21 protein-coding genes and 2 other annotated features are annotated in these 23,898 nt (G+C 51.5%); all 21 genes read right to left on the bottom strand.

Annotation, left to right across the window (positions count from 1 at the left end; genetic code table 11):
• Nucleotides 1-71: 71 nt before the first annotated feature.
• The gene (gene recA, locus RIN67_RS04955; protein ID WP_264999900.1) at nucleotides 72-1,244 is read right to left on the bottom strand and encodes a recombinase RecA; all 1,173 of its coding nucleotides are present in this window, start codon (nucleotides 1,242-1,244) and stop codon (nucleotides 72-74) included.
• An 89-nt stretch (nucleotides 1,245-1,333) separates the two neighbouring features.
• Nucleotides 1,334-2,587, bottom strand: a complete 1,254-nt coding sequence (locus RIN67_RS04950; RefSeq protein ID WP_264999899.1) for a competence/damage-inducible protein A — start codon at nucleotides 2,585-2,587, stop codon at nucleotides 1,334-1,336.
• A 177-nt stretch (nucleotides 2,588-2,764) separates the two neighbouring features.
• The gene (pgsA, locus tag RIN67_RS04945; protein ID WP_056943862.1) at nucleotides 2,765-3,352 is read right to left on the bottom strand and encodes a CDP-diacylglycerol--glycerol-3-phosphate 3-phosphatidyltransferase; all 588 of its coding nucleotides are present in this window, start codon (nucleotides 3,350-3,352) and stop codon (nucleotides 2,765-2,767) included.
• Between the two features lie 80 nt (nucleotides 3,353-3,432).
• Nucleotides 3,433-4,377, bottom strand: coding sequence for a helix-turn-helix domain-containing protein (locus RIN67_RS04940; RefSeq protein WP_264999898.1), 945 nt, complete (start codon nucleotides 4,375-4,377; stop codon nucleotides 3,433-3,435).
• Nucleotides 4,378-4,468: 91 nt separating this feature from the next.
• A complete protein-coding gene (gene yfmH / locus RIN67_RS04935) occupies nucleotides 4,469-5,773 on the bottom strand; it encodes an EF-P 5-aminopentanol modification-associated protein YfmH (protein ID WP_463669890.1) in 1,305 nt (434 codons plus the stop codon).
• Nucleotides 5,766-6,059: a hypothetical protein gene (locus tag RIN67_RS04930; RefSeq protein WP_264999896.1), complete on the bottom strand. Its 294-nt coding sequence runs from the start codon at nucleotides 6,057-6,059 to the stop codon at nucleotides 5,766-5,768. Before RIN67_RS04930 ends, yfmH begins: the two co-directional genes overlap by 8 nt.
• Before the next feature lie 60 nt (nucleotides 6,060-6,119).
• The gene (gene yfmF, locus RIN67_RS04925) at nucleotides 6,120-7,046 is read right to left on the bottom strand and encodes an EF-P 5-aminopentanol modification-associated protein YfmF (RefSeq protein ID WP_264999895.1); all 927 of its coding nucleotides are present in this window, start codon (nucleotides 7,044-7,046) and stop codon (nucleotides 6,120-6,122) included.
• Between the two features lie 320 nt (nucleotides 7,047-7,366).
• On the bottom strand, nucleotides 7,367-8,224 hold the full coding sequence (locus RIN67_RS04920) for an amino acid ABC transporter substrate-binding protein (RefSeq protein WP_264999942.1): 858 nt from the start codon (nucleotides 8,222-8,224) through the stop codon (nucleotides 7,367-7,369).
• A 20-nt stretch (nucleotides 8,225-8,244) separates the two neighbouring features.
• On the bottom strand, nucleotides 8,245-8,883 hold the full coding sequence (locus RIN67_RS04915; RefSeq protein WP_264999894.1) for an amino acid ABC transporter ATP-binding protein: 639 nt from the start codon (nucleotides 8,881-8,883) through the stop codon (nucleotides 8,245-8,247).
• A gap of 19 nt (nucleotides 8,884-8,902) precedes the next feature.
• Nucleotides 8,903-9,544: an amino acid ABC transporter permease gene (locus tag RIN67_RS04910; protein ID WP_024746959.1), complete on the bottom strand. Its 642-nt coding sequence runs from the start codon at nucleotides 9,542-9,544 to the stop codon at nucleotides 8,903-8,905.
• 208 nt (nucleotides 9,545-9,752) lie between these two features.
• Nucleotides 9,753-9,979: a binding site (T-box leader), on the bottom strand.
• A 51-nt stretch (nucleotides 9,980-10,030) separates the two neighbouring features.
• On the bottom strand, nucleotides 10,031-10,837 hold the full coding sequence (minD, locus tag RIN67_RS04905; RefSeq protein ID WP_024746958.1) for a septum site-determining protein MinD: 807 nt from the start codon (nucleotides 10,835-10,837) through the stop codon (nucleotides 10,031-10,033).
• Nucleotides 10,838-10,839: 2 nt separating this feature from the next.
• Complete coding sequence (locus tag RIN67_RS04900; RefSeq protein WP_024746957.1) at nucleotides 10,840-11,511, bottom strand: septum site-determining protein MinC; 672 nt, start codon at nucleotides 11,509-11,511, stop codon at nucleotides 10,840-10,842.
• 18 nt (nucleotides 11,512-11,529) lie between these two features.
• Entirely contained in the window at nucleotides 11,530-12,051 is a 522-nt protein-coding gene (gene mreD / locus RIN67_RS04895; RefSeq protein WP_264999184.1) for a rod shape-determining protein MreD, read from the bottom strand.
• Nucleotides 12,052-12,063: 12 nt separating this feature from the next.
• Nucleotides 12,064-12,915: a rod shape-determining protein MreC gene (gene mreC / locus RIN67_RS04890; protein ID WP_264999183.1), complete on the bottom strand. Its 852-nt coding sequence runs from the start codon at nucleotides 12,913-12,915 to the stop codon at nucleotides 12,064-12,066.
• An 81-nt stretch (nucleotides 12,916-12,996) separates the two neighbouring features.
• Complete coding sequence (locus RIN67_RS04885; protein WP_107739313.1) at nucleotides 12,997-14,001, bottom strand: rod shape-determining protein; 1,005 nt, start codon at nucleotides 13,999-14,001, stop codon at nucleotides 12,997-12,999.
• 234 nt (nucleotides 14,002-14,235) lie between these two features.
• A complete protein-coding gene (locus RIN67_RS04880; protein WP_313825995.1) occupies nucleotides 14,236-15,561 on the bottom strand; it encodes a bifunctional folylpolyglutamate synthase/dihydrofolate synthase in 1,326 nt (441 codons plus the stop codon).
• A 183-nt stretch (nucleotides 15,562-15,744) separates the two neighbouring features.
• The gene (locus RIN67_RS04875; protein WP_264999181.1) at nucleotides 15,745-18,411 is read right to left on the bottom strand and encodes a valine--tRNA ligase; all 2,667 of its coding nucleotides are present in this window, start codon (nucleotides 18,409-18,411) and stop codon (nucleotides 15,745-15,747) included.
• Nucleotides 18,412-18,479: 68 nt separating this feature from the next.
• Nucleotides 18,480-18,690: a binding site (T-box leader), on the bottom strand.
• A 24-nt stretch (nucleotides 18,691-18,714) separates the two neighbouring features.
• The gene (locus RIN67_RS04870; protein WP_264999180.1) at nucleotides 18,715-19,224 is read right to left on the bottom strand and encodes a thiol peroxidase; all 510 of its coding nucleotides are present in this window, start codon (nucleotides 19,222-19,224) and stop codon (nucleotides 18,715-18,717) included.
• A gap of 257 nt (nucleotides 19,225-19,481) precedes the next feature.
• Nucleotides 19,482-20,699 carry a tRNA uracil 4-sulfurtransferase ThiI gene (gene thiI, locus RIN67_RS04865; RefSeq protein WP_264999179.1) on the bottom strand — a complete coding sequence of 406 codons (1,218 nt, stop codon included), beginning with the start codon at nucleotides 20,697-20,699 and terminating at the stop codon, nucleotides 19,482-19,484.
• A gap of 20 nt (nucleotides 20,700-20,719) precedes the next feature.
• Complete coding sequence (locus RIN67_RS04860) at nucleotides 20,720-21,865, bottom strand: cysteine desulfurase family protein (RefSeq protein WP_024746949.1); 1,146 nt, start codon at nucleotides 21,863-21,865, stop codon at nucleotides 20,720-20,722.
• Nucleotides 21,866-22,024: 159 nt separating this feature from the next.
• Complete coding sequence (ezrA, locus tag RIN67_RS04855) at nucleotides 22,025-23,773, bottom strand: septation ring formation regulator EzrA (RefSeq protein ID WP_264999178.1); 1,749 nt, start codon at nucleotides 23,771-23,773, stop codon at nucleotides 22,025-22,027.
• Between the last annotated feature and the right edge of the window lie 125 nt (nucleotides 23,774-23,898).

The raw sequence follows: 23,898 nt of genomic DNA, 5'->3' as shown, positions 1-23,898 counted from the left end.
AAACTATCGCTAAGTTCGCTGGATGGTCAAAAGAAAACACGACGTGGCTTTCACCACATCGTGTCCTTAAATTACTTATGAGTTTTAGGTTGAATCACCTTGGCCCCCGGGGTTGTATCCTTAGGGGTATCGGTAGTCAACGACGTTTGCTTAACCGTTGCCTTGTCCGCAGACTTGGCTGTCGAATCCGCCTGGTCCGTCTTCTTATCCGTTGTCTTCGCGTCCTTGTCCTTAGCCGTCGTGGTCTCATCTTCATCCGCAACACCATAAGCTACCCGCACACGGCGGTTAACTTCTGCCATCATATCCGGATGATCGGCCAAGTACTGCTTAGCGTTCTCACGCCCTTGGCCAATACGATCTTCACCGTAAGAGTACCAAGACCCGCTCTTATCCACGATGTCTTTTTCGACCGCCATATCCAGCAGTTCACCGGTCTGGGAAATCCCGTGACCATACATGATGTCCACTTCAGCCTTCTTAAATGGCGGCGCAACCTTGTTCTTGACCACTTTGATACGCGTCCGGTTCCCGATAACATCGGTCCCGTTTTTGATCTGTTCAGCCCGCCGAACTTCCAAACGAATCGTCGAGTAGAACTTCAGGGCACGACCACCAGGGGTCACTTCAGGGTTCCCGAACATCACACCCACTTTTTCACGAATTTGATTAATGAATAGGGCAATCGTCTTGGTCTTGTTAATGGTTCCTGAAAGTTTCCGCAACGCTTGCGACATGAGTCGGGCTTGCAACCCCACGTGGGCATCGCCCATCTCACCCTCGATTTCGGCACGGGGAACCAAAGCCGCAACGGAGTCAACCACGACGATATCCACCGCACCAGAGGAAACCAAAGCGTCCGCAATCTGCAGCCCCTGTTCCCCGGTATCTGGTTGCGATAACAGTAAGTTATCGATATCGACCCCTAAGGCCGTTGCGTACGCCGGATCCAACGCGTTTTCGGCATCAATGTACGCTGCCGTACCACCGCGCTTTTGTACTTCCGCTACCGCGTGTAACGCAACCGTGGTTTTCCCTGAAGATTCAGGACCATAAATTTCAACGATACGACCACGGGGATAACCACCCACACCCAAGGCGACATCTAACGCCAGGGAGCCAGATGGAACTGTCAGGATCTGCGTCTTGGTGTCATCACCCATCCGCATAATCGACCCCTTACCGAAGTCCTTTTCAATCTTTTTCAGCGCTTTGTCCAGCGCCGCTTGTCGTTCGTCAGCCATCCAAATCCTCCTTTAGTTGCTCTCATTTCCAAGTAACACTATACCGATTTAGCGAACAAAATGCAAGCGAAAATAGAACAATAGTTCCCCTATTTTTCAGAAGCCTGCATGGTCTGCCGGACCCAATCCAGGCCACTCATGACGGCCCGCATCCGAACGTCTGCTCGGTTCCCCGTCAGATGGACCAACTTCGCCTGTGGCGCTCGTCCCCGTTGGGCCAAGCCCAGCCAAACGGTTCCCGCTGGCTGTCCTTCTAGGCTATCCGGACCCGCAACCCCCGTAAAGCTGACCGCTAGATCCGTATCTAAGATCTGTCGCGAGCGTTCCGCCATCGCCTTAGCCGTGGCCTCGCTGACGACCCCATCGTGGTCAATGGTGGCCTGCGGGACCCCTAACAGGTCGTGCTTCGCACGGTTGGCGTAAGTCACAAAGCCCCCCGGAAAGACCGCTGAGACCCCCGGAACGGCTCCCAAGGTGCTTTGAAATTCACCGGCAGTTAGACTCTCCGCTCCCGTAATGGTTAGGTGCCGCTCGATAAGTTGTTGAACCACCACGTTGGCCAGGCTATTTTCATCGCCATAGCCATACAGGTAGGTTCCCACCCGCCGTTTGATCTCCGCAATCATGGTCGTTAATAACTGTTCTGCCGACCCTTGCTGGGTGGTCTTAGCTGTCAGCCGCAACGTCACTTCGTAGCGCTTAGCGTAGGGGGCAATCGTCGGGTTCGTCTGCTGGTCGATCAGGTCCGCTAACTTCGTCACAAGTTGACTCTCGCCGATTCCGTAAAAGCGTAAGACCCGGGAGGTCAGATACTCTTGCCGCTGATACGTCTCCCGAATCAGAGGCAACGCCTGGTGGACCATCATTGGCCGCATCTCACTCGGCGGTCCAGGTAATAGGATCACGTCAGCGCCGTCTGGTGCCTGGTAGAAGGCCCCCACGGCCATTCCCGTCTCATTCTTCAGGGGATGGCTCCCCGCGAGGTATAACGCCTGCAAACGGTTATTAGGCGTCATCTCCCGGCCAGTCGTTGCAAAGAAATCGTGAATCTTAGCCATCGCCGAATCATCCTGCACCAATTTGACCCCCAACAACTGGGCAACGGTCTGCTTGGTCAAATCATCCTTAGTGGGGCCCAGACCGCCACTGATCACGACTAAATCGCTCCGCGAACGGGCTTGCGTCACCAGTGCGGTTAACCGATCTGCGTTATCGCCAACCAGCGAATGATAATAGACCTCAATACCAGCACTCGCGAGTTCCTGCGCAATAAACGCAGAATTCGTATCCGCGACCTGTCCCAATAGAATTTCCGTTCCCACTGCAATAATTTCTGCTTGCACGCCATGTCCTCCTAGCTGGCCACACTTGATAACTCCGATAACGGGTGGCCTTTTTTCGATTACGGGTTTCTTTTTGCTCATTCATCGTCCGGACTGACGCAGCCATTGACTGGTCATCACGGACAAAACCTGCTGATCAAAGTATAACACCCCCGTTGACCAACGGGGGTGTTTAACCTATTCAGCCGAAGACTCGGCGAAGACTTGTCGGTTCTGCACGAAGTAATCGATTCCCGAGTAAATCGTGAAGAATAAGCAAATGTAGAAGAAAATCAGAGCCATTGGCACGTGAATCGTCCCAAAGCCAACGTTGTTCAACAAGAGGAGAATGATGCCGACCATTTGCGTCGTGGTCTTAATCTTGCCTGGCCAAGCCGCAGCTAAGACCCGACCACCGGTTTCAACGACGATCAACCGTAATCCCGTTACGGCCAATTCCCGGCAGACAATGATGGCCACACCCCATGCCGGAACTGCGCCCATGGCGACCAGAATGATGAACGCCGTCATGACGATCATTTTGTCGGCCAAGGGGTCCGCAAACTTACCAAAGTTCGTGACCAAGTGCTGGCGCCGCGCAATCTGACCATCTAGGAAATCCGTAATTGAGGCCACCGCAAAGATCAAGGCCCCCCAAATTTGGGTGACTGGAATATCGGTACCTAACCAAGTCACCGTTCCCCAATCAAGGGGCAACACTAACACCAAGATGAAAATTGGAATCAAAATGATTCGCATGATCGTCAACCGATTCGGGACGTTCACAACTAACTCCTCCTTTTAAAAAGCCAATTTCTCACTAAAAAGCGGCCCGGTCGTCAATGACCGACCCGCTGACAGGTTGTTTATTTAAATTCCAACGTGACCCGTTGAACTTGCGATGAGGTCGTGGTACTTGAACTCGTCGAAGTCGTGGTGGTCGTGGTACTGCTACTGCTGCTGGACGCATTACTAGTTGCCGTGGCCGAATTGAAGTTAAACTTCTGACCATCGACCTTCACCGTGGTCACAGGGGCGTTCCCAAAGTTGAAGGTCACACTGGTGGTGCCGCTAGGGAGCGTCAGCGCGTGGGTCGTCGACGACGTTAACGTACCTTGCCAAGTCGTGGAGCCGCCAACGGAGACGGACATCCAGCTGTTCCCAGTTGCGGACAGGCTAATCTTCGGCTTGCTAGATGCGTTAGTCATCTGCCAAGTTGACCCGGAAGTCGTCGCGCTCAATCGCTTGAATGTCCCCTTCTTGGTTGCTTTCTTCCTAGAAGAAGACTTCTTTGCCGCCGAACTGCTGCTGGAACTGCTAGAACTACTGCTCGAGCTTCCCGAAACACTCACGGAGCTGCTGTCAACGTTCTGTTGCACCGTTGAGTGACCACTCCGCGCAGCAGCAATCCAGATCCCCACTAAGACGGCCAAAACCACGACCACGATCCCGGTTAACGGAATCAACCGCCGTAACCGGAGGGACCGGTCATCCACCTTACGTTGTTGGGAACGGGTCTCTGGATTGTTCTCGTTGACCTTATCAACATACTCTTGTGTCTGCGTACTGGGTAACGCACTGTCAAATTGCTTTAACAGTTCGCCCCCATCCAAATCAACCATATCCGCGTATTGCTTGATGAATGCCCGGACATAGAAATCCCCAGGTAACTCATCAAATTGCTGGTCTTCAATCGCAATCAGATAACGCTTTTGGATTTTAGTGGCTTGTTGCAAGTCATCCAGGGTAAAGCCCTTGGCAATCCGCGCATCCTTTAACGTCTTTCCCAGCGTAATCTTGTTCTCACTCATTTTTTAAACTCTCCACCTATTTAAGTTTTCTCTACTGAAGTATAGCATAGGCACCGCCCCATTTTCAGCCACCAGCTCCATAAATCAGGATTTAACCGTTTCTTAACTCTTCCGGCAAAATCGTTGCGACCGTTTGAACGCTGTGATCAAAGAATGCACGGGCCACGGGCAGCAGGTCACTAAATTGCATCTGCTCCAATACGGTTAGTTCGTCGAACAACATGGTCTCGCCAAAGAGCGGCCCCGAGTATTGATTGGCAATCGCTTCTGGCGAGTTAATGGCACCAATCAACCGGCCAATGGCCTCACGCTTGACCAGATCAAACTGTGGTTCCGCCGCTTGAACCTGCGCGGGTGCATCGGCTAAAATCGCCTTTAATTCACTCACAAAGGCTTCCGGATGGTCAGTGTCTCCTGCAAGTTGCCCGAAGTGCGCGCCCCGTTGAATCTGGAAATCATACCCAAAACTGTCGTCGATCACGTTAGCGTCGTAAAGTCGCAAATAATGGTCGCTGGTATCACTAAATAGCAGGTCAAAGATCAACGAGACGGCCACGCTATACGTCAAAGCTGCCGTTCCCGTCGGTGCCGGATCATAACCACGAATCCCAAGGTTGACCTTAGGCCGAGTTACGGCTAAGTGCCGCGTGGTTTGCGCAATCACTTCCGTTGGCGCCGCCTGAGGGCTTGCGATTCGCTGAATCGGCGTCACTGGTGCGAAGGTTTTCTTGGCCTGGTTCGCCGTGATCCACGCCAACGTTTCATCGGGTTCTAACTGGCCCGTAATCACCAGACTCATATTGCTAGGATGATAAAAGGTCTGGTAGGCTGCGTACAAGTCATCCGCCGTAATCTGATCGATTGACGCCACCGTTCCCGCAATGTCAATATGCAACGGCTCCTTAGGATAGAGGTTGCCAATCATCCCAAAGTACCCTTGCCATCCCGGGTCGTCATCGTACATTTGAATTTCCTGCCCAATAATCCCCTTTTCTTTGTTCACCGTAGCCGGTGTGAAATAGGGATCCTGTACAAAGTCTAACAAGATATCGAGGTTTTCATGCAGGTGACTGGTCGTCGCAAACAGGTAACTAGTCTGCGTAAAGCTGGTAAACGCGTTGGCACTTGCCCCAAATTTTCCGAACAGGTCAAACGCGTCGTGGTCTTTCTTTTCAAATAGCTTATGCTCGAGAAAATGGGCGATTCCGTCCGGATACCGGACAGCCGTTTCTTGTCCACGAGGCACGAATTCATTATCCATCGAGCCGTAGTTCGTGGTCATAATGGCAAACGTCTTATGGAAACCCGCTTTGGGAACCAACACCACCTTGAGCCCGTTGGCCAAAGTCGTCCGGTAAACGGCTTCACCTAATTGTTCATAATTTTGCTTAGTCAGCATCCGCAACACCTCCGTGTAAGCAATACGTCGCTTGCAGGTGAACTCGCTGCGCGACCCGTTGAACATCCGCCACCGAGACCGCTGCCAAGGCCGTCTGCCATTGAGCCACCGATAGGCCCGCATGTGTTAATTGGGCACTCAGCCGCTCATTCAACAGCCGCTGGGGGCTGTCTAGCGCGGACAACCGTGCGTTCAGCAGGCTTGCCTTTACCTCGGCTAAGAGTTGTGCTTCAAGCTGTCCCGCCTGTAACGCGGCCAATTGTTCTTGGACGATGGCCTCCACCCGTTGCTGGTTTTGCGCTTGAATCCCCGTCTGGACACTTAGCGTCCCCGCGAAAGGATTTTAACTGCTGCTAGCGTAGTAGGCTAAGCTCGCCTTCTCACGAACGTTGGTAAACAACAGAGACAGGGGTGTTCCCCCGAAGACTGCGTTAAAGACCACCGCTGCCATGAAGTCGGAATCATCCCGATAGATGGGCAGACTGTAGCCTAAATTCAGCTTGGCTTGCACGACCGGCGCCAAATCGTCCCCCACCTGAACCTGGGACTTAGGCGTCCACCGGTAATACGGGGACTGGTCAGCCACCGTCCGTGGCGTCAGTGGCCACTGAGTTAACGCCGCTTGTACGCGTTCTGCCGTCACGTCACCAATCACTGCCACGTGAACGGCATCATGGGCCAACATCTCGTGGTACGTTCCCAACACGTCCGTGGCCGTCAACGCCCCTAACGTGGTTACATCCCCCAACGCACTCATTGCTTGCGTGGGTTGACCCGCGAAGAGCAACTCCTGTAACCGACGATTGGCCAAATACTGTTTATCATCGTCTAATGACTTAATCGCTGTCAATAAATTTTGCCGTTGCTGCGTAAACGTTGTGGGGTCGAAATTCCCCTGTGGCAATAAGGGGGCAAACAAGACCGACCGCAATAACGCCATTCCCCGCTCAAAAAGCGGCTGGTCGTCTTGATAGACCGTCAGGTACTGCTCATCCACTACCGAACACGTTAACCGCAGAATGTGTTGGGTCCCCACCTTCAACACCGTAATCCCAAAGCTTGCCCCGTACATCAACGAAAGCTGACGTGCCAGCGCCGTCTGGGTCGGATAGTCTGCCGTACTGGTCTCTAAGACCTGAGCCAACAAGGCGCGGGCGGTAATCGCCGTTGCTTTCAGCGGCGTGACAAAGTCCACCTTGATGCCGATGGTCTTGAATTGCTTCGAAGGTAACAAGTCTAACGTTACCCCGTCTTTTATCTGTAAATGCACGCGTGGGCCCTCCTTAACAAATCACTAACGGTGTTTAATGATAAGGGAAATAACGCTTAAATACAAGCCGACCTCCCCCAAATTTACCAGATATGACACCGGTTTTACCCACTATTTTCCCCTCTGAATCCCAATTATCCGGCGCAAATCAAAGAGAGTGGGACAAAAGGCGGTTAGCCAGTGAGCATTAACGGCGTAAGCGGAGCTGGCTGCCTTTGGTCGCACGTTTCAGTACCGTAGCGTTACCATCGAGAACAGAAAAGCCTGGGCATTTTGTCCCAGGCTCTTGAAGTCTCAGCTTATTTAACTTTTAGCAATCCCTACTGGGTATTTTGAGTCTTCAATAACGGCGTATCCACGTTTTGACCAAACCATTTCTCATTGATTTTCGCCAACGTCCCGTTAGCCGCCAAGCGTTTCAACCCCGCATTGATCTTCTTGCGCATGGTCGTATCACCCTTGCGCATCCCGACCGCAAACTCTTCCTTAGGGAAACTCCCGACCGTAGTCTGGTAAGCACCAGGATTCTTCTGGTGCTTAATGTAGTAGTTCGCGTAAGTACTATCAATCAACAGACCTTGAATCCGGCCAGCGTTCAGGTCAATGAACGCATTCGTGAAGTTATCGTACTGAATCGCGCTGTGATTCTTAATCCGATTCTTCAGTAATTTCGGATAAGCGTCGATATCGTTGAAGCCTGACGACCCACTCTGGGCCCCCAGCACCTTCCCCTGCATCCCCGCAAACGACGTAATGTGATTCTTCTTTAACGTGACTAAGACCTGATCGTTATTGAGGTAGGTGTCCGAAAAGGCCACTTGCTTTTGCCGTTGTGGCGTAATCGAGAACCCATTCCAGATTAAGTCAATGGTTCCGTTGTGCAACTCCGTCACGTTCATACTCCAATCAATACTCTGGAAATCAGCCTTGATGTAGTACAACTTAAAAACCGCGCGGGCGAGGTCGATATCGTACCCCACTAACTTCCCGCTCTTCTGACGAAATCCCATGGGGACAAAGGTGTCATCCAGCCCGATAACCACCCGTTGCCGCTTTTCGATCTTCGGCCAAGTATCCTGGGTGTTCGCCCGTTGGGTCACGTTGGTGCACCCCGCTAAGACACTTCCCAGGCTAATCACCAGTAGACCGGCGACCAGCAACCGTAACAGTCGTTTCATACTCATTCTGGTCCCCCTCTCTAAGCTTGCTTGGGTTCAACCCGTAACATCTGGTCTGCAATGTTTTCCGCAAAGGGGATGTCGTGGGTGACCACGATCTGTGTCATGCCTTCCTGCTTCAGAGAAAGGATGATCTGCTCGACTTCTTTTCGCAAGTCTGGATCCAACGCAGACGTCGGTTCATCGTAGCATAACAGTTTCGGGTGCATAGCTAAGGCGCGCACGATGGCGACCCGTTGTTTTTGCCCCCCGGATAATTCGTACGGGTACAAGTCGGCCTTACCATCCAGGTTCAACCGTTTAAGTAGCTCTTGGGCCTCCTGTTCGGCCGCAGCCGCGGTCTTTTTCAGAACCATGGTCGGGGCCAACGTCACGTTTTGCAAGACCGTCAAATTCGGGAATAACTGAAAGTCCTGGAAGACCACCCCGATCACGGCATCGTTATCCCGGTTGGTCGCCGGGTCAAATACCTGGCCATCTAACCGAAACTGACCGCCATCCACCGGGCTCAAACCACTGATACACCGTAGCAGCGTGGTCTTCCCAGCACCAGAAGGGCCCACAATAGTCAGAATCTGACCATCTTGCACGGTGAGATTCACCTTATCTAAAATGACTTTACCGTCAAACTTCTTGGTAATTCCTTTAAGTTCTAACATTCAGACGACCTCCTTTAGCTTACCGCCAGTAACTGTAGTGTTTTTCCAACCGTCGCAGGACCAGGGTGCAGACCGCCGTGAGTAACAGGTAGATCACGCCGACTAAGGCCAACGGTAACAGCGTCACATCACGCGCCATGGCGACGTTCCCTGCACGTAACAGGTCGCCTAACCCGATGACGTAGACTAAGGACGAATCCTTAACTAAGTTGATGACTTCATTCCCAATGGACGGGAGAACGATCTTCACCACTTGGGGAATCACGATGCGCCGCAACGTCTGCCAATTCGTCAACCGGAGAACCCGGGCACTTTCATATTGTCCCTCCGGAATGGCTTGCAGGCCCCCCCGGAAGATTTCGGCGAAGTACGCCGTGTAGTTCAAGATAAACGCGAAGAGTGCCGCGTCATACCGTTGAAAGACGATGCCGATGATGGGTAACCCGTAAAAGACAAAAATTAATTGCAGTAACAGGGGGGTTCCCCGCATCAGTAAGACGTACACGTTAATCACCCAAGTTAAGGGCTTGAACTTGGTCAGCATCCCCAAGCCCACCAAGATACCTAAGGGGATGGAAATAATCACCGTCCAGAAGAATATCGAAAGCGTCATTCCCGTCCCAGAAATCAACGACGGTAAAATTTCACTAATATAAGTCATCATCACTTGTTTCCTCCTTTATCCACGTTAACCAGTACCTGCCAGTAGGTCGGCGCTGAACCTAAAAAACGCCCCCTTGGCTTAAAAGCCAAGAGGACGTTTCACCGCGGTGCCACCTCAATTCTCGATCGACTCACATCGACCGACTCGTGGAGTTACCTGCACCGGTCCCCCGAAATAAAAAACGTCCTCTTAGACCTAACTGGCCTAAGAGGACGATCACATCGTGGTTCCACCCCTGTTCGCCGATCCATTACTGAACCGACCTCAGTGAGTTGCAAGCAACTCCAGCTGTAACGGGCTTTCCCGAGCCATCCTACTAAGATTCAGACAACCACTCACAGATGTGTTTCGGAACAACAAGGTCACCCGCTTCCATCGGCCGGGCTTTCTGGAGACGCTTGTGAGTCCTACTCTTCTGTTCAACGTTTTAAATTCATTGACAATATACTACGATGTTTTTCCTGGTTCGTCAAGCGTTAATTTTTAACCGCGATGGAACCAGTTGCTGACCCGATGCCAGAAGCCCGGTTCCGGTTGGTCTTCTAGCTTCATCAACGGCACCGTCTCCCCTTCAAGACGCCGGGCCACGTTCCGGTAGCCTTGCGCGGCCGGATTATCCGTATCCAAGACCACGGGTTCCCCTTGATTAGACGTGGTGATGACCGCATCATCATCAAAGATGATGCCCAAGAGTTCGATGCCCAGATGGTGCGTGATTTCATCAATGTCCATCATCGAGCCATCCTGCATCATATTGCGTCGAATCCGGTTAATCAATAACCGTGGGGCTTCGGTCAATGGGTGTTGTTCCAACAGACCGACGACCCGGTCAGCGTCCCGGACCGCAGAAATCTCTGGTGTCGTGACCACAATGGCCGCGTCCGCACCAGCGACCGCGTTCATGAACCCTTGCTCGATACCGGCAGGACAATCAATCAAGACATAATCGTACTCTGGTTTTAGTTCGTCTACGATTTCCTTGACCTGCTCTGGCTGCAACGCCGTCTTATCCGTATTTTGTGCGGCCGGTAACAGGTATAGCTTATCATCAAAGCGCTTATCCTTCACCAGGGCTTGCGGTAACTTCGCCCGACCCGTCGCTACGTCCACGATATCGTAAATGATTCGGTTATCGAGGCCTAAGACCACGTCTAGATTCCGCAACCCAATATCAAGGTCCATCAGGCAGACCCGCTTGCCCATTAAGGCAAGCGCCGTCCCGATATTCGCACTAGTCGTGGTCTTACCAACGCCCCCCTTACCAGAGGTAATGACAATTGCTTTTCCCATTTCTAAATTCCTCCGATCTGGTTATACAGCTTGGGATTAATCTTTTTTAGTTTATCCAAGTGACCATAGCTCAACACGTGAAGGTCATTCACGTAGGCAATGGTCTGGGGTGAAGGTTGTAACTCATCAGGTTCAATAATATCAAATTGTTCGGCAATTCGAATTTGTTGAGCAGATTCTAAATTTCCCATGACCAATTTTGACTCGTCGTCGGGATACCCCGCCTGCAAGATACCGCTAACGTTACCCATGGAAAAAATATTTCCGGTCGTACAGAGTTTGCCCCCTTCGTGGATGGTGCCTAAAAACAGGACATCCCCCTGCATAGAGACCTCTTGGCCGTTACGAATCACTTTACTAAGCAAATGAACGTTTTCCCGTTCCCGCAACTCTTCTGCGTCCGCAATCGTAATGACGTTGGCGGCAATCTTATGGATTTCAAACCGGGGATAGTTCCCCACCATTTGTTCAATTTGCTGTTTCTCTTCCGCAGTCAGGATTCGATCTTCCGTTAACACGTCCAGTGATACCTTGCTGGTTTCTTGGGCCTGCGGATCAACCTTGAGATTTTCGAGTAAAGTCTTTAAGTCGACTAGGATCTGGTCCAGACTTGCAGATTGCTTGAGGACTAAATCATAGCCGTTTTGCGTTCCACGTAATACGGCAGCTTGCATAGCGTTCTTTCCCTCCACCTAGTTTAACCAATTATACACCCATCGAATGGGAAAATATAAAATCACAAACAACGCAAGATTCAAGGCCAATGTGGGCCCCAGCGTCGTGACTAGAAAGGTGCTCCCTGCCATATTGGTCAAATGAACCATGCGGCTAGCCAAGTACCCTAAGGCCTCAACCAACGTGATATCAATAAAGTAAATCAACAGTCCGCTCAAAAAGTTCGGACTGATGTACCGCGTTAACACCCGGGTCAAGTACACCACTAACGGAAAGATGAAGACGTAGACCCCGAAGATGCCGGTATAGTACAAATCGAAAACGGCCCCTATAACAGCAGCCCACCGTGCCAACGGCATGTCAATCCGGTCTTCAAACAAAATGGCACAAATTAGCCACAGAACCACCAGATGACTGACCATGACCGCCGAGTAACGAAAGAGGTGCGTACTAAAGACCTGACTGATTGACCCGTCTAAAAACAGAAACAGAAAGAGGCCAATCGGAAAGCCAAATCGTAACTTTGATAGTCGATACACGCCGCGTCCCCCCTACTGTTTGGTAACGGCAACCGTCACAATGTTCAGGCTGCTTAAGTCGGTTGCCGGCGTAATGTACAGCTTAGTCGACAGTCCGTAATCGTCACCCGTCGACTTCGCGACTTGGCCGACGTATAAGCCCTTAGGCGTTACGCCACCCAAACCGCTGGTGACGACCTTGTCGCCCTTGCTGATCTTAGCCTTAGTCGTCAGGTTGTTCATGGTGATTTCGCCGCTGTTCGCATTGAACCCGCTCAAGACACCGTTGACCGTCTTACCAGACTTGGTGTTAATCTGAACGGCGAACCGGTTCGCTGAGTCGTTATTATCCGTAATCAGCTCGACCTTCGAGTTCGTCTTGTTGACTTCCGCAATCCGCCCCACTAATCCAGAGCCAGACATGACGGGCATGTTCTTGACCACGCCCGCGGAAGAGCCTTTGTTGATGACGACTTGGTTTTGCCAGGATGAAGGCGTCCGGGTAATGACCGCCGCCGTAATGGCGGTGTAGTCCGTTAACGAGGCGTTTAACCCAATCTGCTTCTTCAGCTGTTTATTTTCCTTAGCCAGCGTTTGGTCCCGAACCTTCGTCTGGGCCAATTCACCGACCTGTTTCTTTAACTGCTGGTTTTCTTGGTACGTATTTAAGAGTTCTGAAAGCGAACTGACGGACCCGCTCAGCCCATTGGCTGGTAAAGCCACCACCCGGTCGGCTAACCCGACAATATCGTTACCGAATTGTTGAATCAATGGCGGCGTCGAACGCTTATTCCGAATGGCTACGGACAACGTCATCAAAGCAAAGCTAACAATCAAGCAGACGATGATGATGACCAGTCGCCGATTGAAAGAAAATTTCTGCATGTTTGACCTCCATCTGGTTCGATCCACTGAGGATCCGACCTTAAACAATAAAGAAGCGGGAAGCTGCCTTCCCGCTAGTCCCTATTTCTTCTTCATGACATCGATACTCTTTAAGGATTCTCCAGTACCTGCAGCCACACAATCCAATGGGTCGTTCGCAATGGAAACCGGAACTTTGGTTGCATCAGCAATCACTTCAGATAAGTTTTTCAATAATGCGCCACCACCGGTCAAGACGATTCCGTGATCAATCACATCGGCAGCGATTTCAGGCGACGTCTCTTCCAAGGTTTCTTTGATTGCCGTGATCACGGCTTGAACGGGTTCTTGAATGGCCTTCGCCACGTCAACGGCGGAGACTTCAACGGCCTTAGGTAAACCCGTAACCAGATCCCGGCCACGAATCGTGGCTCCCTCAATCTTCTCAGCATCCTTGACGGAAGCCGAACCAATGTCCATCTTCAGCTTTTCAGCCGTGCGTTCCCCAATCAACAGGTTGAAGTTAGAGCGAACGTAAGTTGAGATAGCATCGTCTAACTTATCCCCAGCAATCCGAATGGACCGACTGGAAACGATCCCACCTAAGGAAATCGTGGCCACATCGGTGGTTCCACCACCCATGTCGACAACCATGCTCCCGGTTGGGTCCATGACGGGGAGACCAGCACCAATCGCTGCGGCAAATGGTTCTTCGATCACGTAAGCATCGCGTGCGCCTGCAACCCGGGTGGCATCGATGACCGCCCGCTTTTCAACTTCCGTGACGCCGCTAGGTACGCAGACCATTACATAAGGTTTACCGCCTGAACGTCCAACCGTCTTCTCGATGAAGTACTTCATCATGGCAACTGTCGTGTCGTAGTCAGCGATGACCCCGTCTTTCATTGGGCGAATCGCCACAATACTAGCCGGCGTCCGTCCAATCATTGCGCGTGCGTCTTCACCAACGGACACAATTTCCCCAGACTTTGTGTTCTTGGCGACAACGGAAGGTTCGCGTAGAACGATTCCCTTACCGTCAACGTAGACAATCGTATTGGCGGTACCCAAATCGATTCCAATATTTTTCGTTCCTAATCCGAACACTGTGTTTCATCCCTTCATTGTCAACAAAATATTAATGGATTTTTGTCTTATTCATTGATAGACGTATTATAACATACCTATCTACGTGAAAACACGTCGTCAACGTTAAGAATACCGAACTTTTAAGCAGAAAGAAATACCTAAAGATGATTTTAATTAGATTTTAAGGGTTCCCCACCTTTTCCCGGTCACGGGACCGTCGTTCATCAATTGCTAATCCCCGCTTCCGCTTGATTAGGCCGGATTATCCGGATCCTTAAAGTAGTGCCGAACCTCCGAGATAAAGTACAACGATCCCGTCAACAGTAATAGGTCCTCGGCCGACATCCTGCCTAACGCTTCCCGTAAGGCAGTCGGCCAGTCTGCGGCCATGGTCACCCGGTCATGGGCGGTCACCGCTTCTTCCAATTCAACGGGGGTTGCCGCCGCCCGTTTACCTGGTCCGCTGAACTGGGTCACGATTAAGTGAACGTTCGGAACGGTCAACAACGTCCGAACCATCTGGGTGTACTGCTTATCTGCGAGAACTGCTAACACGATATAGACCTCGTTAGTCGCGAAGTGGCGGCGCAACAGCGCGACCATTTCGACCATAGCGGGTTCGTTATGGGCCCCGTCAATGGCAATCAACGGCTGGTCGTTCAACCGTTCAAAGCGCCCCGGCCAAGCCGTGTGGGCCAAGCCCTGACGAACCGTCGCCGGCGTTACGGCTCCGTGTCGGAGCTGCTGGTAGGTAATAAACGCCGTCAGCGCCGTCGCGGCATTATCTATCTGGTACGGTCCCAAAAGATCAATTTGTAAATGTTGCCAGTGCCACGCCGCATACCGGTAAGCAAACCGCTCCCCCCAAGCCTCATGCGGTTGGTTGGTCACCGTATAATCACGTCCCAGCGCAACGACTTGGGTCTGTTGGCGCTCAGCCGTTTGATCCATCACAGCCAAGGCATCTGCGGATAAGCGACCACAGACTACCGGAACATTCGGCTTGATGATTCCCGCCTTTTGCGCTGCAATTTTAGGGATGGTATCCCCCAAAATCTTCATGTGATCCATCCCAATCGTGGTAATCACGGAAACTAACGGCGTGATAATATTGGTCGAATCGTACAAACCGCCTAGCCCCACTTCGACCACCACGGTGTCGACCGGATGACTGGCAAAGTAGCAAAACATCAGGGCCGTATCAATTTCAAACTCGGTAGGGCCCTTTTCAGCTAACTCCTGGTCCAGCTGCGCCACCATGGGTTCAACCCGCTGCACCAACGCGACCAATTCGTCATCCGAAATCGGTTCCCCATCGCGACTAATTCGTTCGTTGAAGCGCGTAATAAACGGCGAGGTGAACGTCCCGACCGTTTGGCCATCGGCCATCAATAGATCCCGTAAGAACGCCACCGTTGACCCTTTACCGTTGGTTCCCGCAACGTGGATCATCTGAAGTTGTTCTTGAGGATTCCCCAGCAACGCCATAAAATGCCGCATCCGTTCCAGGGTCGGCGCCTTCTTGAACCGGTCCCGACCATGAATAAAGTTTAAAGCTTCTTGATAAGTTCTAACCACTATTTTGGCCTCCTACCATCCCGCTAATCGTCTCGATTAACTAATTTGCCGTTAAAACGGTCTACCAGGTACCGTTTAAGACCCGTTTCAACCGTAAAATCCTTATCCAGTTTAGCAGATTTCAGCACGACAAAAAAGCCAAGCCACCGGGAATCGGCGAGCTTGGCTTCATTTTAACTTAGCTTAAAGTTGGGCTTGAATTTCAGCTAAACGGTCCTTGGTTGCGGCTAACTTCTTTTGGTTATCCACTTGCTTTTCCCGTTCAGCATTAACCACGTCTTCTGGGGCGTTGGCAACGAAACGGTCGTTGCTCAACTTCTTAGTCGCGCGTTCAACTTCACTCGTGAACTTCGCCACTTCTTTCTCCAGACGGGCCGCTTCTTCCTTCAAGTCGACTAACTCGGCCAACGGCACGGAGATTTCAGCAGACGTAATCACCGCCGTCATTGCCAGCTTCGGCGCTACTAAGTCGGCACCAATCTCCAAGTTCTTAGGGTGAACGAACCGGTCAATGTAGTCCCGGTTGTTGTCAAAGACGGCTTGGAGCTTGGCATCACTAGTCTTGATCTGTAAGTCAATTGGCGTAGACATCGGCGCGTTGGCTTCCGCCCGGATGTTCCGTACCGCCTTGATCAGGTCGATCAGACTGGTCATGTCATTTTCAGCCGTGGCATTGTCGAATTCTGGATGGTCAACTGGGTACGCCGCCGTAACCAGGGATTGTCCCTTATGTGGCATTGCTTGCCAAATGGCTTCCGTGACGAACGGCATGATTGGTTGTAAGAGGCGTAACGTCTGATCCAGAACGTAGGCCAAGAGGTCTTGCTTAACGGCCTTCGCCGCAGCGTCATCCCCGGTCAGCACACTCTTACTCATTTCGATATACCAATCGCAGAAGTCGTTCCAGATGAAGTTGTACAGAGCCCGTCCCGCTTCACCGAAGTCGAACTTATCAAACATCTCCGTCACGTGCTTGACCGTGGTATTCAACCGGCTCAAGATCCACCGATCCGTTAAGTCCCATTGGTCTTCGGCAGGAACCTCTGGCTTCGTGTCGTCACCCAAGTTCATGATTACGAACCGGCTGGCGTTCCAGATCTTGTTAATGAAGTTCCACGCAGCATCCATCTTCTTGTAACTGAACCGCACGTCTTGGCCGGCCGTCGAACCCGTGGACAGGAACCAGCGTAAGGCGTCGGCCCCGTACTTGTTGATCACGTCCATTGGGTCGATTCCGTTCCCTAAGGACTTGCTCATCTTACGGCCTTCCTCGTCACGAATCAAGCCGTGTAATAGGACGTGTTTGAACGGCCGCTTACCCGTAAATTCAAGACTTTGGAAGATCATCCGGGAAACCCAGAAGAAGATGATATCATACCCCGTTACCAGAGTGTTGGTTGGGAAGTACCGCTGGTAGTCGGCACTGTCTTCATTGGGCCAACCCATTGTGGAGAATGGCCATAACCCACTGGAGAACCAGGTGTCCAGTACGTCGGGATCTTGTTCCCAGTTTTCCGGATCCTTAGGTGCCGTTTCACCTACGTAGATTTCACCAGTCTTTTTATGGTACCAGGCTGGAATCCGGTGGCCCCACCAGAGTTGCCGGGAGATGACCCAGTCATGGGCATTTTCCATCCACTGCATGAAGGTGTGCTCGAAGCGCTTCGGTACAAAGTCCACTGCATCGTCACTCTTCTGGTTCGCCATGGCTTCCTCAGCCAATGGCTTCATCTTGACAAACCACTGAGTCGACAGCCGGGCTTCAACTTGAACCCCCGTCCGTTCGGAGTGACCTACGGCGTGCACGATGGGGTCAACCTTCAGTAATAAGCCTTGTTGATCCAGGTCCGCAACCATGGCCTTACGAGCTTCAAACCGGTCCATTCCTTCGTACTTGCCAGCCTTAGCGTTCATCGTCGCGTCTTCGTTCATGGTATTGATGCGTTCCAAGTTATGCCGGTTCCCGACCAAAAAGTCGTTCGGGTCATGGGCCGGGGTAATCTTTACCATCCCCGTTCCGAAGTCCGGATCAACGTATTGGTCCGCGATAATCGGAATCTCACGGTTCGCTAACGGCAAGACCACTTTAGTGCCCACTAACGCCTTGTACCGGTCATCATTAGGGTTGACCGCTACGGCAGTGTCCCCCATCATGGTTTCCGGCCGCGTCGTCGCAATCTCAATGTAGTGCTTACCGTTAAAGGTCTGATCTTTATCCACGAATGGGTACTTGACGTGGTAGAAGGCCCCTTTATCATCCTTGTGGATCACTTCGATATCAGATAAGGCCGTCCGGGCTTGTGGATCCCAGTTGATGATGTACTCACCACGGTAGATCAAGCCCTTCTTGTAGAGCGCCACAAAGACCTTCTTGACCGCATCCGAGAGGCCCTTGTCCAGAGTGAACCGTTCCCGGGAGTAGTCTAACGAGAGGCCTAACTTGGCCCATTGCTTGTGAATCGTGTCCGCGTACTCGTCCTTCCAGTCCCAGACCTGCTTGATGAAGGCTTCCCGTCCTAAATCGTACCGGGAGATGCCTTGTTCACGCAGCTTGGCTTCCACCTTAGCCTGGGTGGCGATGCCGGCGTGGTCCATCCCTGGTAACCACAACGTATCGTATCCCTGCATCCGCTTCTGCCGGATCAGCATGTCTTGCAACGTGGTGTCCCAAGCATGACCTAAATGCAGTTTCCCAGTAACGTTTGGCGGTGGTAAAACAATTGAATAAGGCTTAGCTTCTGGATCACCACTTGGTTTGAAAACATCTTCGTCTAACCAAGTCTGGTACCGTCCCGCTTCAACGGCGGTCGGATCATACTTGGTCGGCATGTCAATTTGCTTATCTGCCATATCTCTCAATCCCTTTCTTCAAAAACGACGCCGGTCACAATGGCACGAAAAAAAGACCCCGTCCTAAACATTAGGACGAAGTCTCTTCGCGGTACCACCTAAATTGGGCGTTAATGCCCCACTTATCTTCGTTGTTAACGGAGTGTGCTCCGGTGTTAGCCTACTGACTTCAGCTAACCAGCTCACAAGCTACGTTCACTAGCACGTCCCGACCGTCTCCCAGCAACACGGCTCTCTATTGCGGTTCCCACTAGCTACTCTCTTGCTCACAGCTATTTAACTTGTAGTGTAACGAATTTTTAGTTAGTCGTCAACACGTGGCACCAACTTTTCTAAGGCCGCCAACGCTGCCAGATAATCTGGCTCATCCGACTGTTCAACGACGACTTGACGGTAAACAATCTTCCCCGTATCATCGATGATCCAGATAGACCGGGCCAAGTTGCCGAGGTTCGGTACGTATAGACCCGTCTCGTAACCAAACGACAACTCTTCGTCAGACAGGAGATCGACGTTGTTGACCCCTTCAGCGGCACACCAGCCCGTCTGTTCGGCAACGGAGTTATTCGACACCGTGTAGAATTTAGCGGCTGGATAATAGTCCGCCTGTTGGGTGAACTTTCGCGTCTGTAACGTGCAAACCGGGGTATTTAAGTCGGGAACAACACTGATCAGGGCGACTTGGCCAATCAGATCAGCCGTCTTCACCTTTTCATTCTGTTGATCAAAAAGTTTGAACTTGGGTAACCGATCGCCCACTGCGGGTAATTCCCCCGCCAGAGACATTTTTTTACCGAGTCTCGTGACTTCCACACAGATCACTCCTTAAAGATTGTTTAACCAGATCACACTGGTTATTAGATTAATTATGACGCAGGCACCCCCGAAAAAACAAGTAATTTGAAGGGAATTTTTAGAAAAAACAATGCGGTGCATCAGTGCCCCAGTGTAAGGGCCACCAGTCAGTTCTGGACCCGCTGCCGTAACATCATAACTACAAAACGACCGCCTTGTGCCTGATAAGATTCAGGCCCAAAGCAGTCGTTGGCTAGTTTAACATATCGTGCGGGTTAAAGCAGTTCCGCAAAGACATCTTCATTTTGATTCAGGTAATTATCACCGGGCCGAATCTCCGTGATGGTGATTCCGTCGAGCGCTTCCTTCATCAACCCTTCAACGTCAATGAACTTTTCGTACTTTCGCGACTTTTCCAAGTCGGGCTTGGTCTTCGGTGCCGGTGGCGTGAAGATCGTGCAGCAATCTTCATATGGCAGAATCGACAAGTCATAGGTATCGATGTCCTCCGCCACTTTGATGATTTCCGTCTTATCCATCGACAACAACGGCCGCAGAATCGGCATGGACGTCACATCATTGATGGCCGCCATACTTTCCAACGTCTGTGAAGCCACTTGACCCAGGGATTCTCCGTTGAAGACCCCCTTGGCGTGCCGCATCTCGGCCACCGCTACGGTCAACCGGAGCATCATCCGCCGTTGAATCGTCATCAAGTACCCTTCCGGAACCTTTTCCTTAATGGTCTCTTGAATCTTGGTGAACGGCACTTGGATGAACTGAATGCTTCCCGAGTACTTCGCTAACTTGGCCGTCAGTTCCTTGGCCTTAGCCAACGCTTGTTCTGAGGTGTATGGCGGACTAAAGAAGTGCACCATATCCAGCTTGACGCCCCGCCGCATCCCGTAGTAGGACGCAACCGGGGAGTCAATCCCACCAGAGAGCATCATCACGGCCTTACCACCAGTTCCGACGGGCAAACCGCCAGCACCTTGGATGGTCTGACCAGAGACAAAGACCCCGTTCAAGCGGATCTCAACCCGTAACTCCAAGTCGGGATGCTTCATCTTAACTTGAATGCCGGGTACCTCGTGAAGTACCACGCCACCCAAAATATCATTCAGTTGGTAGGTATCGTATTCAAAGTTCTTATCTTGCCGCCGAACGTTGATCTTAAAAGTCATCCCTGGTTGGTAGGCCTCTTTAGCCATCGCCAAGACCGTTGCCTTGATGGCATCCAGATCCTTTTCCGTCTTAACCGATGGCGAGAAGCTTTCGATTCCGAAAACGCCCTTCAATCGGTCCATCACGGCCGTAGAATCCGCCCCGTTCAGGGTAACGTGTAACCGGTCGTGCTGGGCATGTACTTCTAAGCCCTCAAATTGGCTCAACGCGTTTTTAACGTTGTGTCCTAATTGCCGGATGAAGTCTTTCTTGTTCTTCCCCTTCGTCGACAATTCGCCGTAGCGGACCATAATTTCGCTATATTCCATTGCGCGACCCCTTTCGTGATTTAGCGTAACTTCGCAAATTGTTGGTAAAGTACGTCAAAGACGCGGTTAAACTCTTCGGCTTCAGCCATGGTGTTGTGTTCATCCAGTGAGATCCGGACGGCACTCGTCGCCACGTCTGGGTTGATCTGCATGGCCTGCAGCGTACTTGATTCTACGTGTTTCTTCGAGGAGCACGCACTGGTCGTCGAGATATAGATCTGGTGTTCTTCGAACGCGTGCACGATAGTCTCTCCCCGAACCCCCTCAATCGCAAAGCACAGAATGTGGGGCGCGAAAACGGGCAAATCTTTGGAAAAGACCGTCACGTGATCGAAGGTCTCGATGTGGTGCAAGATGGCTAGCCGAATGGCCCGTTGCTGGGCAACCTTAGCGGGTTCATCCGCCAAGAGAAGCCGTAACGCCTTGGCCATGGCCGCGATGGCTGGTAAGTTTTCGGTCCCCGAACGTAAATTCCGTTCCTGACCGCCACCCGCCATAAGCGGCGCAATCTTTCGACCCTGCCGCTTATACATGAAGCCGATGCCCCGTGGTGCGTGGAACTTATGGCCAGAGAAGGTCACAAAGTCGACCCGATCATTAAAAATCAGGTCGTGCAGGCCCTTACCAATTCCCTGGACAGCATCAATGTGCCAATGAATCTTAGGGAAGTCCCGCAGCACGTCCGCAATCTCAGCTAACGGCTGGACGGCCCCGATTTCATTGTTGACGGCCATAGTCGACACCAGAATCGTGTCCGGCCGAATAGCGGCCCGCAAATCATCGGCCGACACCCGCCCATTTTCATCGACGGGGAGGTAGGTCACGTCGTACCCCAGTTGTTTCAACTGCTCCATCGAGTTATGCACGGCTGGATGTTCCACGGCCGTGGTAATCAGATGTTTACCAAACTCCCGTTTCGCCATCGCCGTGCCCTTAATGGCCCAGTTGTCGCCTTCGGTCCCGCCACTGGTGAACAGGATCTCGCTCAACTTCACGCCGACTAAGTCCGCAATCTGTTGTCGCGATTGTTCTAGGAGGTTGAAGGCCTGTTCCCCAAAGTTATGCAGACTAGACGGGTTGCCCCAGTAGTTCGCACTGACCTTAGCGTAGGTATCGACAGCTTCCGGTGCGGCTTTCGTTGTCGCACTATTATCAAAATAAATCATGCTGAACCCTCTTATCTCTTTTCTATTGGTTCGACTCCGATAGAAATTCTCACCTATTATAAACACAATCCGCCAATCTCACAAGTCCAAGACCCGACTCACGGATTAAAAAATCGGTCTGACTACCCGCTAGGCGTCTTCAGACCGACCGTTCAATCCTTATTTTTTCTTAGTGGTCTCCGCCGCATCCCGTTCTGCTGGTTTCTGCCGTCCCTTACGTTCGTAATAGGCATCTTCTAACCGCTTATAGGAACCTGGTTCAACCTTATCCAAGACCGTAGCAATAGTTTCTAAGGCCTGGCTGTACTCGTGTTGCTTTTCAAATAGTTCAGCGGCTTGCTGACTCGCCGCCGCAACGTCCTCATGACTGGTCTGGTAACGGTTAGCGTATTGAATCAACTGTTCCGCTAACTCGGCACTGTCCATCAAGTCATTGGTCTTCTCTTCCAACGTGTCTAAGTCCGTTTGGATGATCAAGAGCTGCTTAGTGATCCGCTCCATGTCGATCTGAGGCTGATCCATATCGGTGGCCAACTGTTCGACCTCATCCCGGACCACGAAGAAGTAATCCAGGTAACTCTGGGGAACCCCCGGTAAGTTCAAGTTTTCAATCTGACGCCGTAAACTATGTAGTTTGAAATCAAATTGACGGAGCGTTTCCCGTGCCTGCCGTTCTTCGTCGGCTAGCCCCGCAACGCTCTTCAAGATCTGCGCCTGCTGTTCCTCAATCTGGTGCAGGTCCTTTTGTTGCTGCTCTTGGTGTCCCAAAACGACCGAATAGGTGGCCGATTTCCCGGTCAGATCCTGTACATCCCGTTGGTAGACGCCATCGATGTTCCGTAACTGCTCATTGAGTTCCCGAGCCGTTTCCAACTCTTGGTGGTCCAAGGTGTAATTTTGACTCAAGCGGTCAAGTTCGTTGAGCAACGTGTGGTTTTGATTTTGCGCGTGCGCAATAAACTTAGCCACCCCATCCAGGTTCTTTTCAACGGGACCCTTCGCATCGATTTCCTTTTGCATGACCGCATAAAGCGCATCGATGCGCGTTGCAATCCGCTCGTTGATAATCTTGGCATCATCCGGACGCAAAGCCGCCAGGGTCGCCACGTTATCCTTCACCTGGTCCGTAACCTCTTGGATGCTACCGGGGATATCGTGGTCACTAAATTGAAAATCTTGGGCTTTTAATTGTTGATAACCGGACTGGAGTTCCTTTAGCTGATCGGGATAGATTGCCGTCAAGTCCTTGTATAGGGGTGGAATGGCCGTCAGTAAATTCTCCAACGCACTGGTATCTTCCTTTAACTGGCTCAAAACATCACTGGCCCGTTCATGGTCCCCTTCTTGGGTCAATTGGGTGAAGGTGTCAAAGTTGTCCTCAAGGTGACTCAGTTGCTCTTCTAGACCGTCAATGCTGGGGCCAAAAGCAAAGTTTTTAGCCAGTAACGTTTTGCGCAACTCTTGATACTTTTGTTCGAGGTCGTGCACAGCCTGCCGGTGCTGTTTATCAATTTCCTGGAGCTCCGCTAACTTGGACTGGACCGTTTGCACTAATTCATCAGTCTGGTCAACCAGCAGGGCCGCCTTCGCCAGATCTTGACGTAGTTGTAACAGGTTCATCCCCCGGGATGCCTTTTGCAACTCAGTCAGCTGATCATCGATTCGGGGCAGCCGATGCTTCGTGATCTCGTCATAGTCGCTCTGCAACGCCTCAAACTGTTCGAGGGACTGTCCCGTCAGACTTAACTGACCCACTAGGTGCAACTCGTCAGCTAGTGGAATCTTCAATAAAGAAGCCTTCTTTTCCGCCAACGTTGCGACCTGGCGCCGAATTCGTTGCTGATAAGCGAGAATGCCGATATAGACAACAATCGCAATTATGACGATTCCAATTAGCACAACTAACATGATTGACCCCATCCTTCATCCACATTTCAACGTTTAACGAGTTGCAAAACAACTCGGTTCATTTTACAATTTAATCTAATTTCGATTATAGCATAAGTCCCGCATACGCTTCACTAGGTTTCGTG

Source organism: Levilactobacillus namurensis, assembly GCF_032197885.1.
GTDB classification, from domain to species: Bacteria; Bacillota; Bacilli; order Lactobacillales; family Lactobacillaceae; genus Levilactobacillus; species Levilactobacillus namurensis_A.
The sequence above is the reverse complement of the archived record's forward strand: the minus strand, read 5'-3'. Positions and strand labels throughout refer to the sequence as shown.